Source organism: Parablautia sp. Marseille-Q6255 (genome assembly GCF_951230155.1).
GTDB lineage: Bacteria > Bacillota > Clostridia > Lachnospirales > Lachnospiraceae > Choladousia.
Genome location: NZ_CATNVD010000010.1, coordinates 84,956 through 106,048, shown reverse-complemented (window position 1 = coordinate 106,048; position 21,093 = coordinate 84,956). Strand labels below are relative to the sequence as shown.

The following is a 21,093-nucleotide window of genomic DNA, read 5'->3' as shown; positions in this document are numbered from 1 at the left end:
GCATATATATACCAGTGATTGTATCACACGAGAGAAGTGTTGTCGATATTTTATCACTGCACTTTGTTAATTCCACGCAGAAAATATTAGGCGACAGATGGGAAGAACATCTCTATGGGATTGGAGACTCCGGCTATGGGCAGAGGGGGTGGAACAGTGCAAAACGAAGCGCTGCAAGTCACCGGCCTCAGAGACGGTTTTGCAGCGCTTTGCTTATCATCATTTCTTCAGATTTTTCTGTGCGGTAGAAAGCATCAGCTTGATACGGTTAAGCTGGTTGACCTCGCTCGCACCGGGGTCATAGTCGATCGCTACGATGTTGGAGAGCGGATACTGTCTGCGCAGCTCCTTGATCACGCCCTTGCCGACTACGTGATTTGGCAGGCAGGCGAATGGCTGTGTGCAGACAATGTTATTGACGCCGGAATGGATGAGCTCAAGCATCTCTCCGGTCAGGAACCAGCCTTCTCCGGTCTGATTGCCAAGTGAGACGATATCCTGCGCCATTTCGCTTAGATGCTCGATATTTGGCGGGGCGTCAAAGTGTACGCTTTTGTTCAGCTCGTCAGCAGCCGCCGAGCGCAGCTTTTCCAGTACATAGATGCCAAAGTTTGCGATCATTGCAGATTTCTTCTTTGTGCCCAGATACTGGCTTTTGAAATTCTGATTGTAGAAGCAGTAGAGCAGGAAATCCATCAGATCCGGGACAACCGCCTGCGCGCCCTCTGCTTCCAGAAGCTCGACAAGATGGTTGTTTGCTGCCGGCATGAATTTTACCAGGATCTCTCCGACAATGCCGACCTTTGGCTTTTGCTGATCGGTGATCGGGAGATGATCAAACTCCTGAATGATCTCACGGCACATTTTTCGGAACTGATTGTAGGAGGGCTTGCCGGAGACAAAATCACAGCAGCGCTTCTCCCATTTGTGAAACAGCTCATTGGCTGATCCCGGTGTTTGCTCGTATGGACGCATCCGGTAAAGACAGCGCATGAAAATATCGCCGAATACGAGAGCGAACATCGCGCGTTTTACCATCTGATAGCTGATCGAAAATCCCGGGTTGCTCTCCAGGCTGCTCAGGTTCAGGGAGATAACAGGGATATCCGGGATGCCGGCCTTTTGCAGAGCGCGGCGGATAAAGCCAACGTAGTTGGAAGCACGGCATCCGCCGCCGGTCTGTGTCATGATGACAGCAGTGCGGCTCAGATCATACTTACCGGAGAGCAGCGCGTCCATGATCTGCCCAACGACCATCAGGGACGGATAGCAGGCGTCATTGTTTACGTATTTCAGTCCGACGTCAACTGCTTTTCGGTTATCGTTGCGGAGCAGCTCGATGTGGTAGCCGGAAGCGTTTAATGCGGCCTCGAGCATCCCGAAATGGATCGGGGACATCTGAGGACAGAGGATGGTGTAATCCCTGCGCATTTCTTTTGTGAACACAGCGCGGTTAATGCTTGCCGGAACGATCTGACGCGGCTTCTCATTATTCTGCTTTCGCACGCGGATCGCAGAGATCAGCGAACGGATACGGATCTTTGCCGCTCCCAGGTTGTTTACCTCATCGATCTTCAGGCAGGTATAGATCTTGCCTGAGTGTGAGAGAATATCATTTACTTCATCCGTCGTTACTGCGTCAAGGCCGCAGCCAAAGGAATTGAGCTGGATCAGGTCAAGATCCTCGCGTGTTTTGACATAATTTGCCGCGGCATAGAGACGGCTGTGGTACATCCACTGGTCGAGCACCATCAGCGGCCGTTCGACCGGATTGAGATGGGAGATCGAATCCTCTGTCAGTACTGCCATACCGAAGGAATTAATCAGCTCGGGAATCCCGTGGTTGATCTCAGAATCAATGTGATACGGTCTGCCGGCCAGCACGATACCATGGCGGCCTGTTTCCTCCAGATATTTCAGCGTCTCCTCCCCTTTTTTATACATGGCCTCCCGGGTGTGCGACAGCTCTTCCCATCCGGCTTTTGCTGCTTCTGCTACCTCTGTGGCCGGAATATCCGGGAACGCTTCCTGCAGCCGCCTGGTCACCGTCTCAAGATTCGTAAATGCAATAAACGGATTCTCGAAGCGGATATTGCCGGTGCGCAGCCCCTCGACGTTGTTTTTGATATTTTCCGCGTATGAGGTGACGATCGGACAATTGTAGTGGTTTGGCGCATCCTTAAACTCTGTGCGCTCGTACGGGATGCACGGATAAAAGATGTATGTAATGCCCTTTCGGATCAGCCATTCGACGTGTCCGTGCGCAAGCTTTGCCGGATAACACTCAGACTCGCTCGGAATGGATTCAATGCCAAGCTCGTAGATCTTGCGTGTGCTCGGCGGGGAGAGGATCACCCGGTATCTGAGCGTTGTGAAAAAGCGGAACCAGAACGGGTAGTTCTCGTACATATTCAGGACACGCGGGATACCGACAATACCCCGATCCGCCTCATCCTCAGGAAGCGGCTCATAAGAAAAGAGCAGCTTATTTTTAAACTCAAACAGGTTTGGAACGTGATCCTTATTGCGTTCCTTTCCGATACCGCGCTCACAGCGGTTGCCGCTGACGAACTGACGGCCGCCGGAGAAGCGATTGATCGTCAGACGGCACTGGTTGGTACAGCCCTTGCACTTTGCCATAGAGGTCGTGTACTGAAGTGCATTGATGCGGTCAATGGAGAGCATCGTTGTCTGCACGCCTTCCTGATAGCGTTCCCTTGCGATGAGTGCGGCGCCAAAGGCACCCATAATACCGGCAATATCCGGACGGATCGCCTCGCAGCCGGCAATCTTTTCGAAGCTTCGCAAAACGCCGTCATTGTAGAAGGTACCGCCCTGGACGACGATATGTCTTCCAAGCTCTGATGCGTCAGAGACCTTAATAACCTTGTAGAGGGCATTTTTGATAACAGAGTATGCAAGTCCTGCTGAGATATCAGAAACCTCAGCGCCCTCTTTTTGCGCCTGCTTTACTTTGGAATTCATAAATACGGTACACCGTGTGCCCAGATCGATCGGATGCTTGGCAAAAAGTGCTGCTTTCGCAAAATCCTGCACGGAATAATTCAGAGACTTTGCAAAGGTCTCAATGAAAGAACCGCACCCGGAGGAGCAGGCCTCATTGAGCTGTACGCTGTCGACCGTATGGTTTTTGATCTTGATGCACTTCATATCCTGGCCGCCGATGTCCAGGATACAGTCTACTTCCGGATCAAAGAAGGAAGCTGCGTAGTAGTGAGAGACTGTCTCGACCTCTCCTTCATCGAGCATCAGCGCTGCCTTAATAAGCGCCTCGCCGTATCCGGTCGAACAGGAGTAGGCGATATGGGCGTCAGGCGGGAGCTGACGGTAAATGTCCTGTATTGCTGTGATGGTCGTGCGCAGCGGGCTTCCGTTGTTATTGCTGTAAAAGGAATAGAGCAGTGTGCCGTCCTGCGATACAAGCGCCGCCTTTGTGGTCGTGGAGCCGGCGTCAATACCAAGGAAGCAATTGCCGCTGTATGTGGCAAGCGGCGCGGTTGAGACGCGGTTGCAGCTCTGGCGTGCGATAAAATCGTGATAGTCCTCCTCTGAGGCAAACAGCGGCTCCATACGTTCTACCTCAAATTCCATTTTAATATTGCCGGAAAGCTTCTTCCCAAGCGCGCCAAGCGTTGTCTGACAGGTCTCTTTTGCATTGAGCGCGGAGCCAATCGCTGCGAAGAGGTGGGAATTTTCCGGGATGATCGCATGCGTATCATCCAGCTTCAGCGTGCGGATGAAGGCTGCACGCAGTTCCGACAGGAAGTGGAGCGGGCCTCCCAGAAAAGCCACATGGCCTCGGATCGGTTTGCCGCAGGCCAGACCGCTGATCGTCTGGTTGACGACTGCCTGAAAAATGGAGGCAGACAGATCCTCCTTTGTAGCGCCCTCATTGATGAGAGGCTGGATATCCGACTTGGCAAACACGCCGCAGCGTGCAGCAATAGAATACAGGGAGGAATAATTTCTGGCGTACTCATTTAAGCCGGTGGCATCCGTCTGGAGCAGAGAGGCCATCTGGTCGATAAAAGAGCCGGTCCCGCCTGCACAGATCCCGTTCATGCGCTGCTCCACATTGCCGTTCTCAAAATAAATGATCTTTGCATCCTCACCGCCCAGCTCGATCGCTACGTCTGTCTGGGGAACAAAGTGCTCCAGTGATGAGGCTACAGCAATGACCTCCTGTACGAACGGTATTTCGAGGTGATTCGCAAGCGTCAGCCCTCCTGAACCGGTGATGACAGGGGAGATCTCCAGATCTCCAAGCTGGTTGGCTGCTTCTGTGATCAGCTCTGCCAGCGTTTCCTGTATATTTGCGTAATGACGTTTGTAGTCAGAAAATAAGAGTTCCTGATCTGGATCAAGAACTGCAACTTTCACGGTAGTGGAACCAATATCGATTCCAAGTGTATGTAAAGATTTATCCATTCGATATCCGCAGGCTTTTCCTGCGCCTCCTTCATTTTAAGACAATGAAAACTGAACTCAGACTTTAAATAGGAAGTCTTTCGTTGATAAAAAATGATTTTCTGGCTGATTCTACAGCAGCTCATATTATACGACATAATTTTTAAAATTTCAAACTGCTTGCAATATTAAATATTTCCATATATACTGTATCTCTGAGCAGTTTAGAAGCAGAAACGTAAAGTGTATAGAGAATATCACACAAAAAAGACTGACAATATTGCGGGATAAGCCGGGAAAATACAGTGAAAAGTCAGGACAAAGATGAAAAAATAGTTATTATTCTGAAAGTAAAATATTTCTAAAAAACAGGTAAAAAATTTGGCAAAAATGCAAAGAGCAGAGAAGGAGAAGAGCATGTATAAAATTTTGAAACGCGATGGCATGGCAAAACGTGCCGAGCTTACAACCGTACATGGTACGGTCCAGACACCGCTGTTTATGAATGTCGGTACGATCGCCGCGATCAAAGGAGCAGTGGCAACGACAGATTTAAAGGAGATCGGGACGCAGGTGGAACTTTCCAACACGTACCATCTGCACGTACGGCCGGGAGATGAGACGGTAAAGAAGCTGGGCGGTCTGCACAAATTCATGAACTGGGATCGTCCGATCCTGACTGACTCCGGCGGATTTCAGGTGTTTTCTCTTGCAAAGCTGCGAAAGATCAAAGAAGAGGGTGTGTATTTTCAGTCGCACATTGACGGGCACAGAATCTTTATGGGGCCGGAGCAGAGTATGCAGATCCAGTCCAATCTGGCCTCTACGATCGCAATGGCATTTGATGAGTGCCCATCGAGTGTGGCAGACCGCGATTATGTGCAGAATTCTGTCGAGCGTACGACGCGCTGGCTTGCGCGCTGCAAGGCGGAGATGGCAAGGCTGAACAGTCTGGAGGATACGATCAATCCGCACCAGATGCTGTTCGGTATCAACCAGGGAGCCATCTATGAGGATATCCGTATCGAGCATGCGAAGCGTATTTCCGAGATGGAGCTTGACGGCTACGCAGTAGGCGGTCTGGCGGTCGGTGAGACACATGAAGAGATGTATCGCATCCTTGATGCAGTCGTTCCCTATCTGCCGTCCGATAAGCCGACATACCTGATGGGGGTCGGGACTCCGATCAATATCCTGGAAGGCGTGGACCGCGGTGTGGATTTCTTTGACTGTGTATATCCGAGTCGGAACGGACGTCACGGACATGTCTATACCAATGACGGCAAGCTCAACCTGTTTAATGCGAAATATGAGCTGGATGAGCGCCCGATCGAGGAGGGCTGCGGCTGTCCGGCATGCCGCCATTACAGCCGCGCCTATATCCGCCATCTTTTGAAGGCAAAAGAGATGCTCGGCATGCGTCTTTGTGTGCTTCACAATCTCTATTTTTACAATCATCTGATGGAGGAGATCAGAGAGGCGATCGAGCAGGGGCGGTATAAACAGTTCAAAAAGGAAAAAATTGACCGTTATACACAAAATCAGGAAAAAAAGGCTTGATTCAACCTGCGGAATAAGGTATTATGGTAAGAGCGGCTATCTTTCGGAAAGGTGATTTCATATTTATGAAAGAGCACACAGGCCGGAGATAAGGATAACTGAACATCAGAAAAGGAGGAACGATAGATGTTGAATTTACTCTCAGAGGCTGCAGGAGCAGGCGGCGGAATGATGCTTATGATCGTGTACATTGTCATCATTGGTGCAGCGATGTACTTTTTCGCGATCCGTCCGCAGAAGAAAGAGCAGAAGAGAATGGCAGCGCTGCTTGCATCAATGGAAGTGGGAGACACAGTCGTGACGACGAGCGGATTTTACGGCGTAGTGATCGACATCACAGACGAGGACTGCATCGTGGAGTTCGGAAGCAACAAAAACTGCAGAATCCCGATGAGAAAAGCTGCGATTGCAGAAGTAGAGAAGCCGGGACAGGAATAATCCTTAGAAAAATGAAAATGAAACCATCTGATTTGTCGAGTGGAAAGCACGGCTGATCAGGTGGTTTTTTTGCGTTCGATGAGAGCCTTATCAAAGAGACGGAGTGTGCAGAGGACAAAATTCGTAAATTTTTCGTTTCACGCAATTAAACAGTTGAAATATCGCAGGAAATCCTTTATTATATGTTGAAAGGCTCTGCTACGGTAAAGTGTTAATTTCTGAAAAAGTGTACAGCACCGTCTGAGTGGCAGGGCAGATATATTTGAGAAGGGTTCTGCCGTATGAAAAGCGGGCAGGAAGAGAAAGGATGATACATATATGGCACATAAAATAGCAGTCATCCCGGGAGACGGGATCGGACCGGAGATCGTGGCGGAGGCGTGCAAGGTTTTGGACGCGGCTGCTGCAAAATTCGGGTTTGAGCTGGAATATACGAAGCTTTTGATGGGAGGAGCGTCGATTGATGTAAACGGCGTGCCGCTTACCGATGAGACGATCGCGCAGGCGAAAGCATCTGAGGCGGTCCTGATGGGTTCGATCGGAGGAGATGCGAACACTTCTTCGTGGTATAAGCTGGAGCCGCAGCTTCGTCCCGAGGCGGGGCTTCTGAAAATACGAAAGGCGCTGAATCTTTTTGCGAATCTTCGCCCGGCGTATCTGTATGAGGAGCTGAAGGCTGCATGCCCGCTGCGCGACGAGATCATCGGAGAAGGCTTCGACATGATGATCATGCGGGAACTGACAGGAGGACTGTATTTCGGGGCGCGCGAGACATCAATAGAAAACGGTATCCGAAAAGCGGTCGATACGCTTGTATATAATGAGGAGGAGATCCGCAGGATTGCGGTGAAGGGCTTTGAGATCGCAAGGAAGCGCCGCGGTAAGGTGTGCAGCGTTGATAAGGCGAATGTGCTCGATTCTTCGAGGCTGTGGAGAGCAGTGGTCGAGGAGGTAGCAAAGGATTATCCTGATGTGGAGCTTTCTCATATGCTGGTAGACAACTGTGCGATGCAGCTCGTGCGTGACCCGGCGCAGTTCGATGTGATCCTGACGGAGAATATGTTTGGAGATATTCTCTCGGATGAGGCGAGCATGGTCACGGGGTCGATAGGGATGTTATCCTCAGCGTCTCTTAATGAGACAAAGTTCGGTCTGTATGAGCCAAGTCACGGTTCTGCGCCGGATATCGCAGAAAAGGGTATTGCGAACCCGATCGCCACGATTCTCTCTGCTGCGATGATGCTTCGGTATTCACTTGACCTTGATGAAGCTGCCAATGCGATAGAGGCGGCGGTCAGACAGGTATTAAAAGAAGGCTACCGCACCGGAGATATTATGTCGGAAGGCTGTACAAGAGTCGGTACAGTACAGATGGGAGATCTGATCGCAGCACGAGTATGACAGGCAATACTGTATAAGTTGGTTTACGTTAAAGGAGGAAATCTTTATGAGAAGTGACGCAGTAAAAACAGGTATCCAGCAGGCACCGCATCGTTCGCTCTTTCATGCGCTTGGCATGACCGAAGAGGAGATGAAGCGTCCGCTGGTGGGTATTGTAAATTCCTATAATGAAGTAGTACCGGGACACATGAACCTGGATAAGATCACGGAGGCAGTTAAGCTTGGTGTAGCCATGGCGGGCGGCGTGCCCAGAGAATTTCCGGCGATCGCAGTCTGTGACGGGATCGCGATGGGACATGTCGGGATGAAATACTCGCTCGTGACGCGCGATCTGATCGCAGATTCGACGGAGTGTATGGCGATGGCACATCAGTTTGATGCACTTGTGATGATCCCGAACTGTGACAAGAATGTTCCGGGGCTTTTGATGGCGGCAGCGAGACTGAACATTCCTACCATTTTTGTAAGCGGAGGGCCTATGATGGCCGGACATCTGAAGGGGCGAAAGAGGAGTCTTTCCAGTATGTTTGAAGCAGTCGGAGAGTACACAGCCGGCACGATGACGGCAGACGAGGTCAGAGAGTATGAGGAGAAGGTCTGCCCGACCTGCGGTTCCTGCTCCGGTATGTATACGGCGAACAGCATGAACTGCCTCACGGAAGCGCTCGGTATGGGGCTTCGCGGTAATGGCACGATCCCGGCGGTTTATTCGGAGCGTATCCGCCTTGCGAAGATGGCTGGTATGCAGGTGATGGAGCTGCTTAAAAAGAATATCCGTCCGCGCGATATTATGACGGAGAAGGCGTTTATGAATGCCCTGACGGTCGATATGGCGCTGGGCTGCTCGACAAACAGCATGCTTCACCTTCCGGCGATCGCGCATGAGGCGGGTGTAGAGCTGAATGTAGATATTGCGAATGAGGTAAGCGCGCGCACGCCGAACCTGTGTCATCTGGCTCCGGCAGGTCCTACTTACATGGAGGATCTCAACGAGGCGGGCGGCGTATATGCAGTCATGAATGAGCTGACAAAGAAAAATCTGCTGGATCTTGACTGTCTGACGGTCACCGGAAAGACGGTCGGAGAAAATATTGCAGGCTGTGTAAATAAAAATCCCGAGGTCATCCGCCCGGTGGAAAATCCATACAGCGAGACAGGCGGTCTGGCCATGCTCAAAGGAAATCTGGCTCCGGATTCCGGTGTGGTGAAGCGCTCGGCAGTCGTGCCGGAGATGATGGTGCATGAAGGTCCTGCCCGCGTCTTTGACTGTGAGGAGGATGCGATCGCAGCGATCCTCGGCGGAAAGATCGTGGCGGGAGACGTCGTCGTGATCCGGTACGAGGGACCAAAGGGCGGACCGGGTATGAGAGAAATGCTCAATCCGACATCGGCGATCGCCGGCATGGGGCTTGGCTCGAGCGTGGCGCTGATCACAGACGGACGGTTCAGCGGCGCTTCGAGGGGAGCATCCATCGGTCATGTATCTCCGGAGGCAGCGGTCGGCGGACCGATCGCTCTTGTAGAGGAGGGCGATATTATCAAAATAAATATTCCGGAGTGCAGGCTTGATCTGGCAGTCAGCGATGAAGAACTGGCAAGAAGAAAAGCTGCATGGCAGCCGCGCGAGCCGAAGATCAGGACAGGATATCTGGCACGCTACGCATCGCTTGTGACCTCAGGCAACCGCGGTGCAGTACTGATCAATCCGCTTGAGGAGGGCAGATAAGCTGTCTTTTATTAGGGAAATACTCCAGTATATCATATAGAACAGAGAGGGTTGCTGCGTATGAAATTAAATGGATCAGAAATTGTTATTGAATGTTTAAAGGAGCAGGGCGTTGATACGGTGTTTGGTTATCCGGGAGGCGCGATTTTGAATATATATGATGAGCTGTATAAGCACAGCGGTGAGATCCGTCATATCCTGACCTCTCACGAGCAGGGCGCCGCCCATGCGGCGGACGGCTACGCACGCTCGACGGGAAAGGTCGGTGTCTGCCTTGCAACCTCGGGTCCGGGCGCGACGAACCTTGTCACAGGCATCGCGACAGCATATATGGACAGTGTTCCGGTCGTTGCGATCACGGCAAACGTAGGCGTGTCCCTTCTTGGACGAGACAGCTTTCAGGAGATTGATATTTTAGGCGTGACAATGCCGATAACCAAACATAATTTTATCGTAAAGGATGTCAATAAGCTTGCAGATACGATTCGCTGGGCATTTCGGATCGCTCAGGAAGGCCGTCCGGGGCCGGTGCTGATCGACATTCCAAAGGATGTGACGGCAGGGATTGCGGAGTATGAGCCAAAGGTTCCGGATCCTATTGTAAGAAGCACAGAATATATCAGAGAAGCGGATCTGGAAGAGGCAGTACGCCTGATCTGTGAGGCAAAACGCCCGTTCCTTCTGGTGGGCGGCGGAGCTGTAATTTCCGGTGCGCAGGAGGAGCTGCAGGAGTTTGCACGCAAGATCCACGCTCCGGTCGCAGATTCTCTGATGGGGAAGGGTGCGTTTGACGGAAGAAATGATCTGTATACCGGTATGGTAGGAATGCACGGGACGAAGACGGCAAATCTCGGAGTGACAAAAAGTGATCTGCTGATCGTGATCGGCGCACGCTTCAGTGACCGTGTCGTTGGTCAGGCGCAGTCGTTTGCGAAAAATGCCAGGATCATCCAGATTGATGTGGATGCGGCAGAAATCAATAAAAATATCATGGTTGATGCAGCGGTGATCGGGGATGTGAAGGAAGTCCTGAAACGCCTGAATGCAAGACTTACAGAGCACAGACATGATGAGTGGGATGATGAGATACGCGCGCTGAAAGAAAAATATCCACTGAAATATAACACAGAGGTTTTGAGCGGACCGGGCATTATAGAAGAGATCTACCGGCAGACAGGAGGAGACGCGATCATTGTAACAGAGGTCGGACAGCACCAGATGTGGGCGGCGCAGTACTATAAGTATCCGAAGCCGCGTACACTTCTTACATCGGGGGGCTTAGGCACAATGGGCTATGGTCTTGGAGCGGCGATCGGTGCTAAGGTTGCAAATCCGGATAAGACCGTCATTAATATTGCGGGAGACGGCTGTTTCCGCATGAATATGAATGAGATCGCAACGGCGGCCCGCTACAATATCCCGATTATCCAGGTCGTGATCAACAATCACGTGCTTGGTATGGTCCGCCAGTGGCAGACGTTGTTTTATGAGAAGCGCTATTCGGCGACCGTGCTAAACGATGCAGTTGACTTTGTGAAGCTTGCAGAGGCGATGGGTGCGACTGGGATCCGGGTGGAAAAAAAGGAGGAGCTTGCTCCGGCAATCGAGAAAGCGCTTTTGCTTGGCAGACCGGTCGTGCTGGACTGTATGATCGACTGTGATGACAAGGTATTCCCGATGGTGGCAGCGGGAAAGCCGATCGACACCGTATTTGATCAGGATGATATACAGTAAGCGAAACGCCGGATAGAGCGGTGATTCGCAGGCGCAAAAAAAGAGGAGGATGGGAAAATGAGCAGAGTGTATAATTTTTCAGCAGGTCCGGCAGTATTGCCGGAGGAGGTACTGCGGGAAGCGCAGGAGGAAATGCTTGATTACAGAGGCTGCGGAATGTCTGTGATGGAGATGAGCCATCGGTCAAAGCTGTTTGGTGACCTTCTCCATGAGACGCAGGAGGATCTGCGCAAGCTGATGCAGATCCCGGATGATTACCAGATCCTGTTTTTACAGGGCGGCGCAAGTCTCCAGTTTTCAATGATCCCGATGAACCTTATGAAGAACCGTGTAGCTGATTATATCGTCACGGGGCAGTGGGCGAAAAAAGCGTGGCAGGAAGCGCAGAAATACGGGCAGGCAAACAAGATTGCTTCCAGCGAGGACAAAATGTTTTCCTATATTCCGGACTGCAGTGATCTTCCGGTCAGCAAAGACGCGGATTATGTATACATCTGTGAAAATAATACGATTTATGGCACGAAGTTTCGGAAGCTTCCTGATACAAAAGGAAAGCCGCTCGTAGCAGATGTGTCCTCATGTTTCCTCTCTGAGCCGGTTCAGGTCTCAGATTATGGTATCATCTACGGAGGCGTCCAGAAAAACATCGGTCCGGCGGGCATGGTGATCTCGATCATCCGCAAGGATCTGATCACGGACGAGGTGATGGAGTTTACGCCGACCATGATGAAGTTTAAGACACATGCAGATGCGGATTCGATGTACAATACGCCGAATTGCTACTGCATCTATATGTGCGGCAAGGTATTTAAATGGATCCTGCGCACGGGCGGTCTTGCGGCAATGAAGGAGCGCAACGAGGCGAAGGCGAAGGTGCTGTATGATTTCCTTGATGCGAGTGAAATGTTCCGGGGGACAGTCGCAAGGGAGGACCGTTCGCTGATGAACGTTCCATTTGTGACAGGCGATAAGGAGCTGGATGCGAGATTTGTAAAAGAAGCAGAGGCGGCAGGTTTTGTGAACCTGAAGGGGCACCGGACTGTCGGAGGTATGCGCGCAAGCATCTACAATGCGATGCCGATGCAGGGCGTAGAGGAGCTGGTTGCATTTATGAAGGAATTTGAGGAGGCGAATAAGTAATGTATCGTTATACGTGCTTAAATCCGATCGCGCAGGTTGGTCTGGATCGTTTTACGGAAGGCTACAGACAGGTGAACAATATTCATGAGGCGGACGCGGTGCTGGTGCGCAGTGCAAATATGCACGAGATGGAGCTGCCGCAGTCCCTGCAGGCGATCGCGAGAGCGGGAGCAGGCGTAAATAATATTCCACTGGAAAAATGCGCCCGACAGGGTATCGTAGTATTTAATACGCCGGGAGCCAATGCAAACGGTGTGAAAGAGCTGGTCTTTGCCGGAATGCTTCTGGCCGCGCGTGATATCATAGGCGGTGCGAACTGGGTCCAGACGCAGGCGGGGAATGAGGCAGTAGCGGCTGCGACAGAGAAGGAGAAAAAGAAATTTGCAGGAAGTGAGCTGCAGGATAAGAAGCTTGGCATCATCGGTCTTGGCGCGATCGGTGTGCAGGTCGCGAATGCAGCGGTGCACCTTGGTATGGAGGTGTATGGCTATGATCCGTATATTTCTGTCGATGCAGCATGGAACCTGTCGCGCAGCATCCGCCATATCAATGATGTAAATGAGATTTATGAGCAGTGTGATTACATTACGATCCATGTGCCGCTTCTGGATTCTACGAAAAAGATGATCGGGAGAGAAGCGATCGCGAAGATGAAAAAAAATGTAGTGATCCTCAACTTCGCAAGAGATCTTCTGGTCGATGAGGAGGCGGTGATCGAGGCGATCGATGCGGGCAGAGTACACAGGTATGTTTCAGATTTTCCCAATCCTGTGACAGTAGGAAAAAAAGGCGTGCTGCTCACGCCGCATCTTGGCGCTTCTACGGTAGAGTCGGAGGACAATTGTGCAGTTATGGCAGTCAAAGAACTGAAAAATTTCCTGGAGAATGGAAATATCCGAAATTCTGTGAATTATCCAAACTGTGACCTCGGTCTTTGCACGGCAGAATCGCGGCTGGCGATCTACCACAGAAACGTGAAAATGATGATCGGACGATTTGCTGACATCCTTTCTGATACGAATATTAAGAACATGAGCAATACAAGTAAAGGGGATTATGCGTACACGCTGTTTGACCTCGATGCCAGGGTGTCTCCGGAGACGGTGGAACGGCTGCGCGCGGTGGAAGGTGTTGTGAAGGTCCGAGTGGTAAAATAAAAGATCCGCAGAAAGGATGGTTGCATGGCAGATATCAGACCGTTTCAGGCGATCAGACCGGCGCGAGGCCTGGAAGCGCGGGTGGCAGCGCTGCCCTATGATGTGTACAGCCGAAAAGAAGCGTATATACAGGCGGCGAAGGATAGGCTGTCATTTTTGAATATTGACCGGCCGGAAACACAGTTTGCAGAAGATACCGATATGTACGCGCAGAGGGTTTATGAAAAGGCCGGGGATATGATACGGGAGCGTCTGGAACAGGGAGTTTTTGTTTCAGATGAAAAGCCGATGTATTATCTGTATGAGCTGACGCAGGGGCAGCATGTACAGACTGGCGTAGTGGCATGTGCGGCAATCGATGATTATCTGAGCCATGTGATCCGTGAGCACGAAAACACGAGGGAAGAAAAAGAGGCGGATCGGATCCGGCACATAGACGCATGCGGTATGCAGACGGGTCCGGTGTTTCTTGCATATCATCGGAATGCAGCTGTGCAGGATGTTGTACAGCGGATCCGGCGTCAGGACGCAGTGTTTGACTTTGGATCTTTCGATGGCGTGCGCCACAGAGGCTGGTGTGTTTCCCGGCAGAAGGATATAGAGACACTTCAGGCTGCCTTTGGGGATGTGGATCGTCTGTATATTGCAGACGGGCATCACAGAGCTGCATCAGCAGTGCGTGTGGGACAGCGCCGCCGCAGGGCGCATCCGGACTATGATGGAACAGAGGCATTTAATTCTTTTCTGGCAGTGCTATTTCCAGAGGATGAACTGACGATTATGGACTATAACCGTGCAGTAAGGGATCTCAACGGGATGACGCAGGAGGAGTTTTTAGGCCGGATCGCGCAGCGCTTTGAGGTCCGCAGATGTGTGAAAGCAAAAAAGCCTGAGAAAAAAGGTGTGTTTGCGATGTACCTCGGCGATACATGGTATGAGCTGCGGCTGCGTGCGCAGTACTGCAGGGAGGGTGTGATCGACAATCTGGATGTTTCCGTACTTCAGAGGGAGCTGCTTGCCCCGGTACTTGGGATTGCAGATCCTAAAAATGACGCGAGGCTTGATTTTATCGGAGGTGTTCGAGGGCTGGAGGAGCTGGAGCGCCGGGTACATACGGACTGTGCGGTAGCTTTTGCGATGTATCCGACTGCGAGAGAAGAGCTTTTTGCCGTTGCGGATGCGGGACTTTTGATGCCGCCGAAATCGACATGGTTTGAACCGAAGCTGTACAGCGGACTGTTTCTCCATCAGATTGAAAGGTAACAGAAAAAACTGAAAATATATAATAAAGAAACAACAGGAAATTCGCCTTAAATTTGTGTGAATATTCCTGTTTTTTCTTGTCTTTCCACAGATAAAGTGATAGACTAATTCTATAAAACAAGAACTATGTGGAAGCTTGGAGGGTACCATATGGATAAGAAATTATATGATTTAATGGATTGGGCAGGCGTAGAGGCGATCGTTTATTCTGAGGAAGATCATCCGGAGCAGTATCTGGGGGCGCATCAGGTGGAGGATGGTATCACGATACAGGCTTTTTTCCCGGATGCCAAAGAAGTCGTGTTAAAAACAGTTTCGTCTGGCAAAATAAAAAGTTATCCGATGGATATGGAGGATGAGACGGGATATTTTGCAGTTTTGATCCCGGGAAAGAGGATCCCGTCCTATGTATACTGCGTGAAGTATGAGGATGGCTCAGAGGTAGAGTACCAGGATCCGTACTCCTTTGCTCCACAGCTTACGGAAAAGGAGACAAAGAAATTTAATGCAGGTATCTGCTATGATATTTATAATAAGCTCGGCGCGCATCCGATGACCATAAATGGCACGGAGGGAGTATATTTTGCCGTATGGGCGCCGAATGCTATGCGAGTGAGCGTTGTCGGGGATTTCAATTTGTGGGATGGGCGCAGACTTCCCATGCGCAGGTTTGGGGATTCTGGCATTTTTGAGCTGTTTGTGCCCGGACTGAAAGCGGGAGAGATCTACAAGTATGAGATCAAGGCAAAGGGCGGGCTTACTTATCTGAAAGCAGACCCTTATGCAAATGCAGCGGAGCTGCGGCCAAATACAGCCTCTGTCATTGCGGATCTGCGCGATTTTGCGTGGAGCGATCAGAAGTGGATGGAAAAGCGCAGAGCGTCATCGACAAAAGATGCTCCGATGTTTATTTATGAACTTCATCTGGGATCATTCCGCAAACCGGATGACGGCAGGATTTTTTATAATTACCGGGAACTGGCTCCCATGATCGCAGATTATGTAAAAGAAATGGGCTATACGCACATTGAGCTGCTGCCGGTGATGGAGCATCCGTTTGACGGCTCGTGGGGATATCAGGTGACCGGGTATTATGCGCCGACTGCCAGATACGGCACGCCGCAGGATTTTATGTATTTTATGAACTATATGCATGAGCAGGGGATCGGTGTGATCCTTGACTGGGTTCCGGCGCATTTCCCGCGTGATACGCACGGACTTTCCGGCTTTGACGGTACCTGTCTGTATGAGCATCTGGATCCCCGCCAGGGAGCACATCCGCACTGGGGGACGCTCATTTATAATTACGGGCGGCCGGAGGTGTCAAATTTCCTGATCGCAAATGCGCTCTTCTGGAAAAATGTCTATCATGCAGACGGTATCCGTATGGACGCAGTCGCTTCGATGCTGTATCTGGATTACGGCAAGAATGACGGCGAATGGGTAGCAAATATGTACGGTGGTCATGAGAATCTGGAAGCAGTGGAATTCTTTAAGCATCTCAACTCTATCTTTAAGAAGGATGCTGATGGCGCGGTTCTGATCGCGGAAGAATCCTCTGCATGGCCAAAGATCACAGCGCCGGTAGAAGAGGACGGTCTTGGATTTGATTATAAGTGGAATATGGGCTGGATGAATGATTTTCTCGGCTATATGCAGCTTGATCCGTTCTTCCGCTCGTACCACCACGGCGAGCTTACGTTCAGCATGATCTATGCGTACAGCGAGGATTTTGTGCTGACTCTTTCTCACGATGAGGTAGTACATGGAAAAGGCTCGATGATCGGAAAGATGCCGGGAAAGAAGAGTGCGAAGTTTGCAAACCTGCGTGCGGCATACGGCTATATGATGATGCACCCGGGCAAGAAGCTTTTGTTTATGGGCCAGGACATTGCGCAGTTTGACGAGTGGAATGAGGAGAGCCAGATTGAGTGGGATCTGCTCCAGTATGACGAGCATCATCAGATGCAGACGTATATGAAGGCGCTCATGAAATTTTATAAAGAGCAGCCGGCGCTGTTTAAGAAGGACTTTGATCCGGCTGGATTTGAGTGGATCAATAATATTTCTGCGGATGAGAATATGCTGGTATTTATGCGCCATAGCGGAAAAGAGGAAGAGGACCTGCTTGTTGTTGTGAACTTCTCTCCGCTTGTCTATGAAAAGCACAGGATCGGTGTGCCATACAGCGGCAAATTCAAAGAGATTTTTAACAGCGACAGTATCGTGTTTGGCGGGGACGGGAACACGAATCCGCGTGTGAAGCCGTCTAAGAAGAGTCCGTGTGATGACAGAGAGGATTCGATCGAGATCCTGGTGCCGCCGATGGGTATCTCTGTATTTAAGTGTACAAGAACAGAGGAAGCGTCAAAGCCATCATCAGAGAAAAAGACAACCGCAGCGAAAAAGGGGACCAGAAAGAAGAAAGAAACGCCTGCAAAGGCCGCTGCAAGACAGGTTCCGGCAAAGCGGGAGAGCGGTGAGGTAGCTGTTATCCCGGAGAAAAAGAAAGGCGAGGTAGCCGTCGTACCGGAGAAGAAAAAGGGCGAGGTAGCCGTGATCCCGGAGAAAAAGAAAGGCGAGGTAGCCGTCGTACCGGAGAAAAAGAAAGGTGAGGTAGCTGTTATCCCGGAGAAGGCTTCTGCCGCAAACGGTTCGAAGGCTTCGGGACGGAGAAGGCGTAAATGAGGATAAGACATGGAAAATAAAAAGGAACAGGAGCACAGTCATGTGCATGCCCACGATGCGCAGACAGATGGAGCAGTACATGAGCATCTGCACACACATGCAGGAGATGAAGAAAGTGTGCATACGCATTCCCATGCGGGGCACACACATACGCATGGGTCGCACACTCATACACATGAGAATACAAAAGCAGTACTCAACCGACTGTCCCGTGTGATCGGTCATATGCAGTCTATTAAACGCATGGTGGAGGAAGGCCGTGACTGTAGTGAGGTTCTGATACAGCTTTCAGCAGTGAAAGCGGCGATCAACAATACCGGAAAGGTGATCCTGCAGGATCACATCCAGCACTGTCTCGTAGACGCGATTGAATCAGGGGACATGCAGGAAATAGAAGAGCTGAATAAAGCAATTGACCGTTTCATCAAGTAGACGCATTTTTCACACGGTTGATGTGCAGAAAGTATGTGGAGGTGTCACGTATGAACAGTGCGCAGATAGCAAAAATTTTGTGGGAAAGCAAGTATACGGTATGCCTGTCAGGCAGGGAAATGATCGTGGATGACGGGATAGATTCCATGCGCAATATGCTCAGCGCGTATGCGATCGAGATGGAATATGGATATTCACCGGAAGAAGTATTCAGTGCAAAATTTTTTAATAACCGTACAGAACTCTTTTATAAGTTTTACCGTGAAAAGGTACTGGCGCAGGACAAGGAGCCGGGAAGAGCATTTACTGCTCTGGCACGGCTTGACCAGATGGGGATCGTAAAAAGTACGATCACAAGGCAGCTTTATGATTTCCCAAGGCGGGCGGGATGCCGCAGAGTATTTAACCTGCATGGGACGATCCATGAGCGCAACTGCTGTCCGCGCTGCGGTCGGGACTATTCTCTGGAATATCTGAGAACAGAAGGAAAGGTGCCTCTGTGTTCACAATGCCGTGTGCCGGTTCACCCCGGTGTGCGTCTGCTTGGCGAAATGGTTGACATTAAGGTCATCAGCCAGGCGGCAGAGGAGGTGGCAAAAGCAGATACTCTTTTGCTGGCCGGAACCAATATGCGCGCAGAGGTTGTGCAGCAGTTTATACGGTATTATGAAGGAAACCGGGTGATTGTGATCCATGAAAAGGAGCATTTCAGTGATAAGGAGGCAGATTATACGGTGATCCAGAATGTTTCGGATGCATTGACTGAGATAGCAGAAGAACTCAGAAGAATGCAGGAAGCACAGGGAGCCTGAAGTGAACAGGGGCAGAGCGTGAGCGCCCCTTAAAATAATTATCATAGTGTTGTTGTACAAAAGAAGGGGGCGGTTGCGCTCCCTTCTCTGATCTTCGATTGTATTTTTTCTGACTGTTTTTTGACAGTGTCTTTTTTTCTTACTTTCCGAATCCATGCATCCAGTCCGATTTCAGATAAAAGATCAAAAACAGAATGGAACTCAGCGACCAGGTAAGCGGATACGCCCAGAAGATCACGCTGATGGAAGGTATGACGCGCACGATGATTGTTATGTATGTAACGCGGATGATGCACCAGCAGATCAGCATCACGAACATTGGCACGATCGCTTTTCCGGCTCCGCGCATCAGCCCTGCAATACAGTGAGAGAATGCGAGCAGGAAATAAAACAGTGTAACGGTCCGCGCCTGCTGTGTTCCGTATGCGATCACCTCCGGATCACTGTTAAAAGCAGAAATAAGTACTGGCATGGTAATGTAAAGGATAATGCCGATCAGCTCGGCAAGGACCAGGCTGCATATAATTCCAAAACGGGCTCCCTTTTTGACACGGTCATATTTTTTTGCTCCGAGGTTTTGACTGATGAATGTTGTCAGTGCCATGGAGAAGCATGTGATCGGCAAAAAGCCGAATCCCTCTATCTTAGAATAGGAGCCGCAGCCGGCAACTGCCATTTTACCAAATCCGTTAATGTTCGACTGAACTACTACATTTGCGATTGAAATGATCGAATTCTGAATTCCTGCAGGCAGTCCGTTTTTGATGATCTGACGAAGCATAAAGGGATCCAGACGGATGCGGCGCAAAGATACACGGTATTCCTCCGGGCTTTTTTTCATCAGGCGGTACAGACACAGCGCTGCGCTCAAAAACTGTGAAATGATCGTCGCAGCAGCCGCCGCTCCCACTCCCATGTGGAAAACACCGACAAAGAGCAGGTCCAGTACAATATTTACGAGTGATGAAAAAATCAGATAATACAGCGGATGACGGCTGTCGCCGACTGACTGCAAAATTCCTACAAAATGAGTGTACAGCACAAATGCCGGTGAACCGAGGAAATAGATCCGAAAATATAAAATGGAATTAGGAAGGACATCCGCAGGCGTTTTCATCCAGATCAGGATCTGCGGTGCAAGCAAAATCCCTATGATCGTGAGCAGAATACCGGATATGATCCCGAAGCCGATGGTCGTATGTATCGCTTTTTGCAGCCGCTCCGTCTGCCTTGCTCCATAATACTTTGCGATCACCACCCCTGCGCCGATCGCGATTCCGTTAAAAAATCCAACCAGTAAAAAGATCAGACTTCCTGATGATGAAACAGCTGCAAGTGCATTGCTGCCCAGAAAATTTCCGACGATCAGTGAATCGGCAGTATTATACAGCTGCTGAAATAGATTTCCCAGAAAAAGTGGAAATGCAAATGCGGTCATTCGCTTCCAGATCGGCCCCTCTGTCAGGAGCGTCGTTTTTTGTACCTGTTCCATAACTTCCCCTCCTTTTTCTAAATACAAAGAAAAACCCCGTATTTAAAAATAAATACAGGGCAATCCTACGAGCTGGAAATGGGACTTGAACCCACGACCTACGCATTACGAATGCGTCGCTCTACCGACTGAGCTAATCCAGCACATGCTATATGCGGTTATCACAACCGACTTGATTATTATATATAATTTCTCAGGATTTTGCAAGAGTTTTTTTGAAAAATCCTGAAAAAATTTTGGAATTTTGGGCTTAAAAAGACTCCCAAAGAGTACCGGCGGTAAGGTATGCGGACTCCTCTGGGAGTTTTTCTTAATAACTGGAGTGCAAATCCTGGCAGGATCAGAACCCGTATTCTTCTAAAATGTCATTTGCCTTGTCTGTATCATCTGTGACACACAGTACGGTATATGCTCCGGCGCTCTTGACGATCGCCTCCTCCAGCCGTGCCACCTCTGCTTCATTATAAGAAGCATAGAGCTCAGACTGATTACTTACACGCGTGCGAAACAGTTTTTCTACCTCAGCAGTATTTTTTGCATCCTTGCTCTGTACAACTGCAACTTCACATGCGGTTGCTCCTGAGCTTGCGTAGGCAGTGCCTGTCTCGATCGTACCATCTTCAAAGAAATAAATAGAAGAGAGCATATCAGAAGCTGTCTCGCTGAGCTGATCGGAGGTGACTGTCTCGAGAAGCTCTCCGGCAAGCTTTGCTGTGTCAATGGATACGTCTTTGTCATTCCCGCCTCCGCAGGCTGTCAGGCTAAGCGCCATGGCTGCTGCGCAGAGGATTGCTGCGAATTTTTTCATCATAAAAAGCCCCT

At 50.2% G+C, this 21,093-nt stretch carries 14 protein-coding genes and 1 tRNA gene; 11 read left to right on the top strand and 4 right to left on the bottom strand.

What is annotated here, in order from left to right; all coding sequences use genetic code 11:
• Positions 1 to 219: 219 nt before the first annotated feature.
• Positions 220 to 4,449 carry a 2-hydroxyacyl-CoA dehydratase gene (locus QOX44_RS09220; RefSeq protein WP_283682803.1) on the bottom strand — a complete coding sequence of 1,410 codons (4,230 nt, stop codon included), beginning with the start codon at positions 4,447 to 4,449 and terminating at the stop codon, positions 220 to 222.
• A 396-nt stretch (positions 4,450 to 4,845) separates the two neighbouring features.
• Here QOX44_RS09220 and tgt point away from each other — a divergent pair, with 396 nt between their 5' ends.
• The 11 genes from tgt to QOX44_RS09165 all read left to right on the top strand — a co-directional run bounded on the left by tgt (position 4,846) and on the right by QOX44_RS09165 (position 18,779).
• On the top strand, positions 4,846 to 5,988 hold the full coding sequence (tgt, locus tag QOX44_RS09215; RefSeq protein ID WP_283682802.1) for a tRNA guanosine(34) transglycosylase Tgt: 1,143 nt from the start codon (positions 4,846 to 4,848) through the stop codon (positions 5,986 to 5,988).
• 168 nt (positions 5,989 to 6,156) lie between these two features.
• Positions 6,157 to 6,426, top strand: a complete 270-nt coding sequence (gene yajC, locus QOX44_RS09210; protein ID WP_442955396.1) for a preprotein translocase subunit YajC — start codon at positions 6,157 to 6,159, stop codon at positions 6,424 to 6,426.
• A 318-nt stretch (positions 6,427 to 6,744) separates the two neighbouring features.
• Positions 6,745 to 7,827 (top strand): 3-isopropylmalate dehydrogenase, encoded by a 1,083-nt coding sequence (gene leuB, locus QOX44_RS09205; protein WP_283682799.1) that lies wholly within the window; start codon positions 6,745 to 6,747, stop codon positions 7,825 to 7,827.
• Between the two features lie 46 nt (positions 7,828 to 7,873).
• Positions 7,874 to 9,553 carry a dihydroxy-acid dehydratase gene (gene ilvD / locus QOX44_RS09200; protein WP_283682798.1) on the top strand — a complete coding sequence of 560 codons (1,680 nt, stop codon included), beginning with the start codon at positions 7,874 to 7,876 and terminating at the stop codon, positions 9,551 to 9,553.
• 60 nt (positions 9,554 to 9,613) lie between these two features.
• Positions 9,614 to 11,287, top strand: a complete 1,674-nt coding sequence (ilvB, locus tag QOX44_RS09195) for a biosynthetic-type acetolactate synthase large subunit (protein WP_283682797.1) — start codon at positions 9,614 to 9,616, stop codon at positions 11,285 to 11,287.
• A gap of 57 nt (positions 11,288 to 11,344) precedes the next feature.
• Positions 11,345 to 12,427 carry a 3-phosphoserine/phosphohydroxythreonine transaminase gene (gene serC, locus QOX44_RS09190; RefSeq protein ID WP_283682796.1) on the top strand — a complete coding sequence of 361 codons (1,083 nt, stop codon included), beginning with the start codon at positions 11,345 to 11,347 and terminating at the stop codon, positions 12,425 to 12,427.
• Positions 12,427 to 13,584, top strand: coding sequence for a 3-phosphoglycerate dehydrogenase family protein (locus QOX44_RS09185; protein ID WP_283682795.1), 1,158 nt, complete (start codon positions 12,427 to 12,429; stop codon positions 13,582 to 13,584). The genes serC and QOX44_RS09185 overlap by 1 nt, the downstream gene beginning before the upstream one ends.
• 24 nt (positions 13,585 to 13,608) lie before the next feature.
• Complete coding sequence (locus QOX44_RS09180) at positions 13,609 to 14,847, top strand: DUF1015 domain-containing protein (RefSeq protein WP_283682794.1); 1,239 nt, start codon at positions 13,609 to 13,611, stop codon at positions 14,845 to 14,847.
• A 150-nt stretch (positions 14,848 to 14,997) separates the two neighbouring features.
• Complete coding sequence (glgB, locus tag QOX44_RS09175) at positions 14,998 to 17,535, top strand: 1,4-alpha-glucan branching protein GlgB (protein WP_283682793.1); 2,538 nt, start codon at positions 14,998 to 15,000, stop codon at positions 17,533 to 17,535.
• Between the two features lie 9 nt (positions 17,536 to 17,544).
• Positions 17,545 to 17,967, top strand: a complete 423-nt coding sequence (locus tag QOX44_RS09170; RefSeq protein ID WP_283682791.1) for a metal-sensing transcriptional repressor — start codon at positions 17,545 to 17,547, stop codon at positions 17,965 to 17,967.
• Between the two features lie 50 nt (positions 17,968 to 18,017).
• Entirely contained in the window at positions 18,018 to 18,779 is a 762-nt protein-coding gene (locus QOX44_RS09165; protein WP_283682790.1) for an SIR2 family NAD-dependent protein deacylase, read from the top strand.
• A gap of 139 nt (positions 18,780 to 18,918) precedes the next feature.
• On the opposite strand, the gene QOX44_RS09160 is transcribed toward QOX44_RS09165, so the two are convergent.
• The 3 genes from QOX44_RS09160 to QOX44_RS09150 form a co-directional block, all read right to left on the bottom strand.
• Positions 18,919 to 20,271: an MATE family efflux transporter gene (locus QOX44_RS09160; RefSeq protein WP_283682789.1), complete on the bottom strand. Its 1,353-nt coding sequence runs from the start codon at positions 20,269 to 20,271 to the stop codon at positions 18,919 to 18,921.
• A gap of 70 nt (positions 20,272 to 20,341) precedes the next feature.
• Positions 20,342 to 20,414 (bottom strand) — tRNA-Thr (locus tag QOX44_RS09155).
• Positions 20,415 to 20,611: 197 nt separating this feature from the next.
• On the bottom strand, positions 20,612 to 21,082 hold the full coding sequence (locus QOX44_RS09150; RefSeq protein ID WP_283682788.1) for a DUF4358 domain-containing protein: 471 nt from the start codon (positions 21,080 to 21,082) through the stop codon (positions 20,612 to 20,614).
• Positions 21,083 to 21,093 lie beyond the last annotated feature (11 nt).

Coding starts and splice junctions, on each gene's coding strand:
- leuB (WP_283682799.1), top strand. CDS start 6,745: ATGGCACATAAAATAGCAGTCATCCCGGGAGACGGGATCGGACCGGAG.
- QOX44_RS09150 (WP_283682788.1), bottom strand. CDS start 21,082: ATGATGAAAAAATTCGCAGCAATCCTCTGCGCAGCAGCCATGGCGCTT.
- QOX44_RS09180 (WP_283682794.1), top strand. CDS start 13,609: ATGGCAGATATCAGACCGTTTCAGGCGATCAGACCGGCGCGAGGCCTG.
- QOX44_RS09220 (WP_283682803.1), bottom strand. CDS start 4,449: ATGGATAAATCTTTACATACACTTGGAATCGATATTGGTTCCACTACC.
- QOX44_RS09165 (WP_283682790.1), top strand. CDS start 18,018: ATGAACAGTGCGCAGATAGCAAAAATTTTGTGGGAAAGCAAGTATACG.
- yajC (WP_442955396.1), top strand. CDS start 6,157: ATGATGCTTATGATCGTGTACATTGTCATCATTGGTGCAGCGATGTAC.
- tgt (WP_283682802.1), top strand. CDS start 4,846: ATGTATAAAATTTTGAAACGCGATGGCATGGCAAAACGTGCCGAGCTT.
- serC (WP_283682796.1), top strand. CDS start 11,345: ATGAGCAGAGTGTATAATTTTTCAGCAGGTCCGGCAGTATTGCCGGAG.
- QOX44_RS09160 (WP_283682789.1), bottom strand. CDS start 20,271: ATGGAACAGGTACAAAAAACGACGCTCCTGACAGAGGGGCCGATCTGG.
- QOX44_RS09185 (WP_283682795.1), top strand. CDS start 12,427: ATGTATCGTTATACGTGCTTAAATCCGATCGCGCAGGTTGGTCTGGAT.
- ilvD (WP_283682798.1), top strand. CDS start 7,874: ATGAGAAGTGACGCAGTAAAAACAGGTATCCAGCAGGCACCGCATCGT.
- QOX44_RS09170 (WP_283682791.1), top strand. CDS start 17,545: ATGGAAAATAAAAAGGAACAGGAGCACAGTCATGTGCATGCCCACGAT.
- ilvB (WP_283682797.1), top strand. CDS start 9,614: ATGAAATTAAATGGATCAGAAATTGTTATTGAATGTTTAAAGGAGCAG.
- glgB (WP_283682793.1), top strand. CDS start 14,998: ATGGATAAGAAATTATATGATTTAATGGATTGGGCAGGCGTAGAGGCG.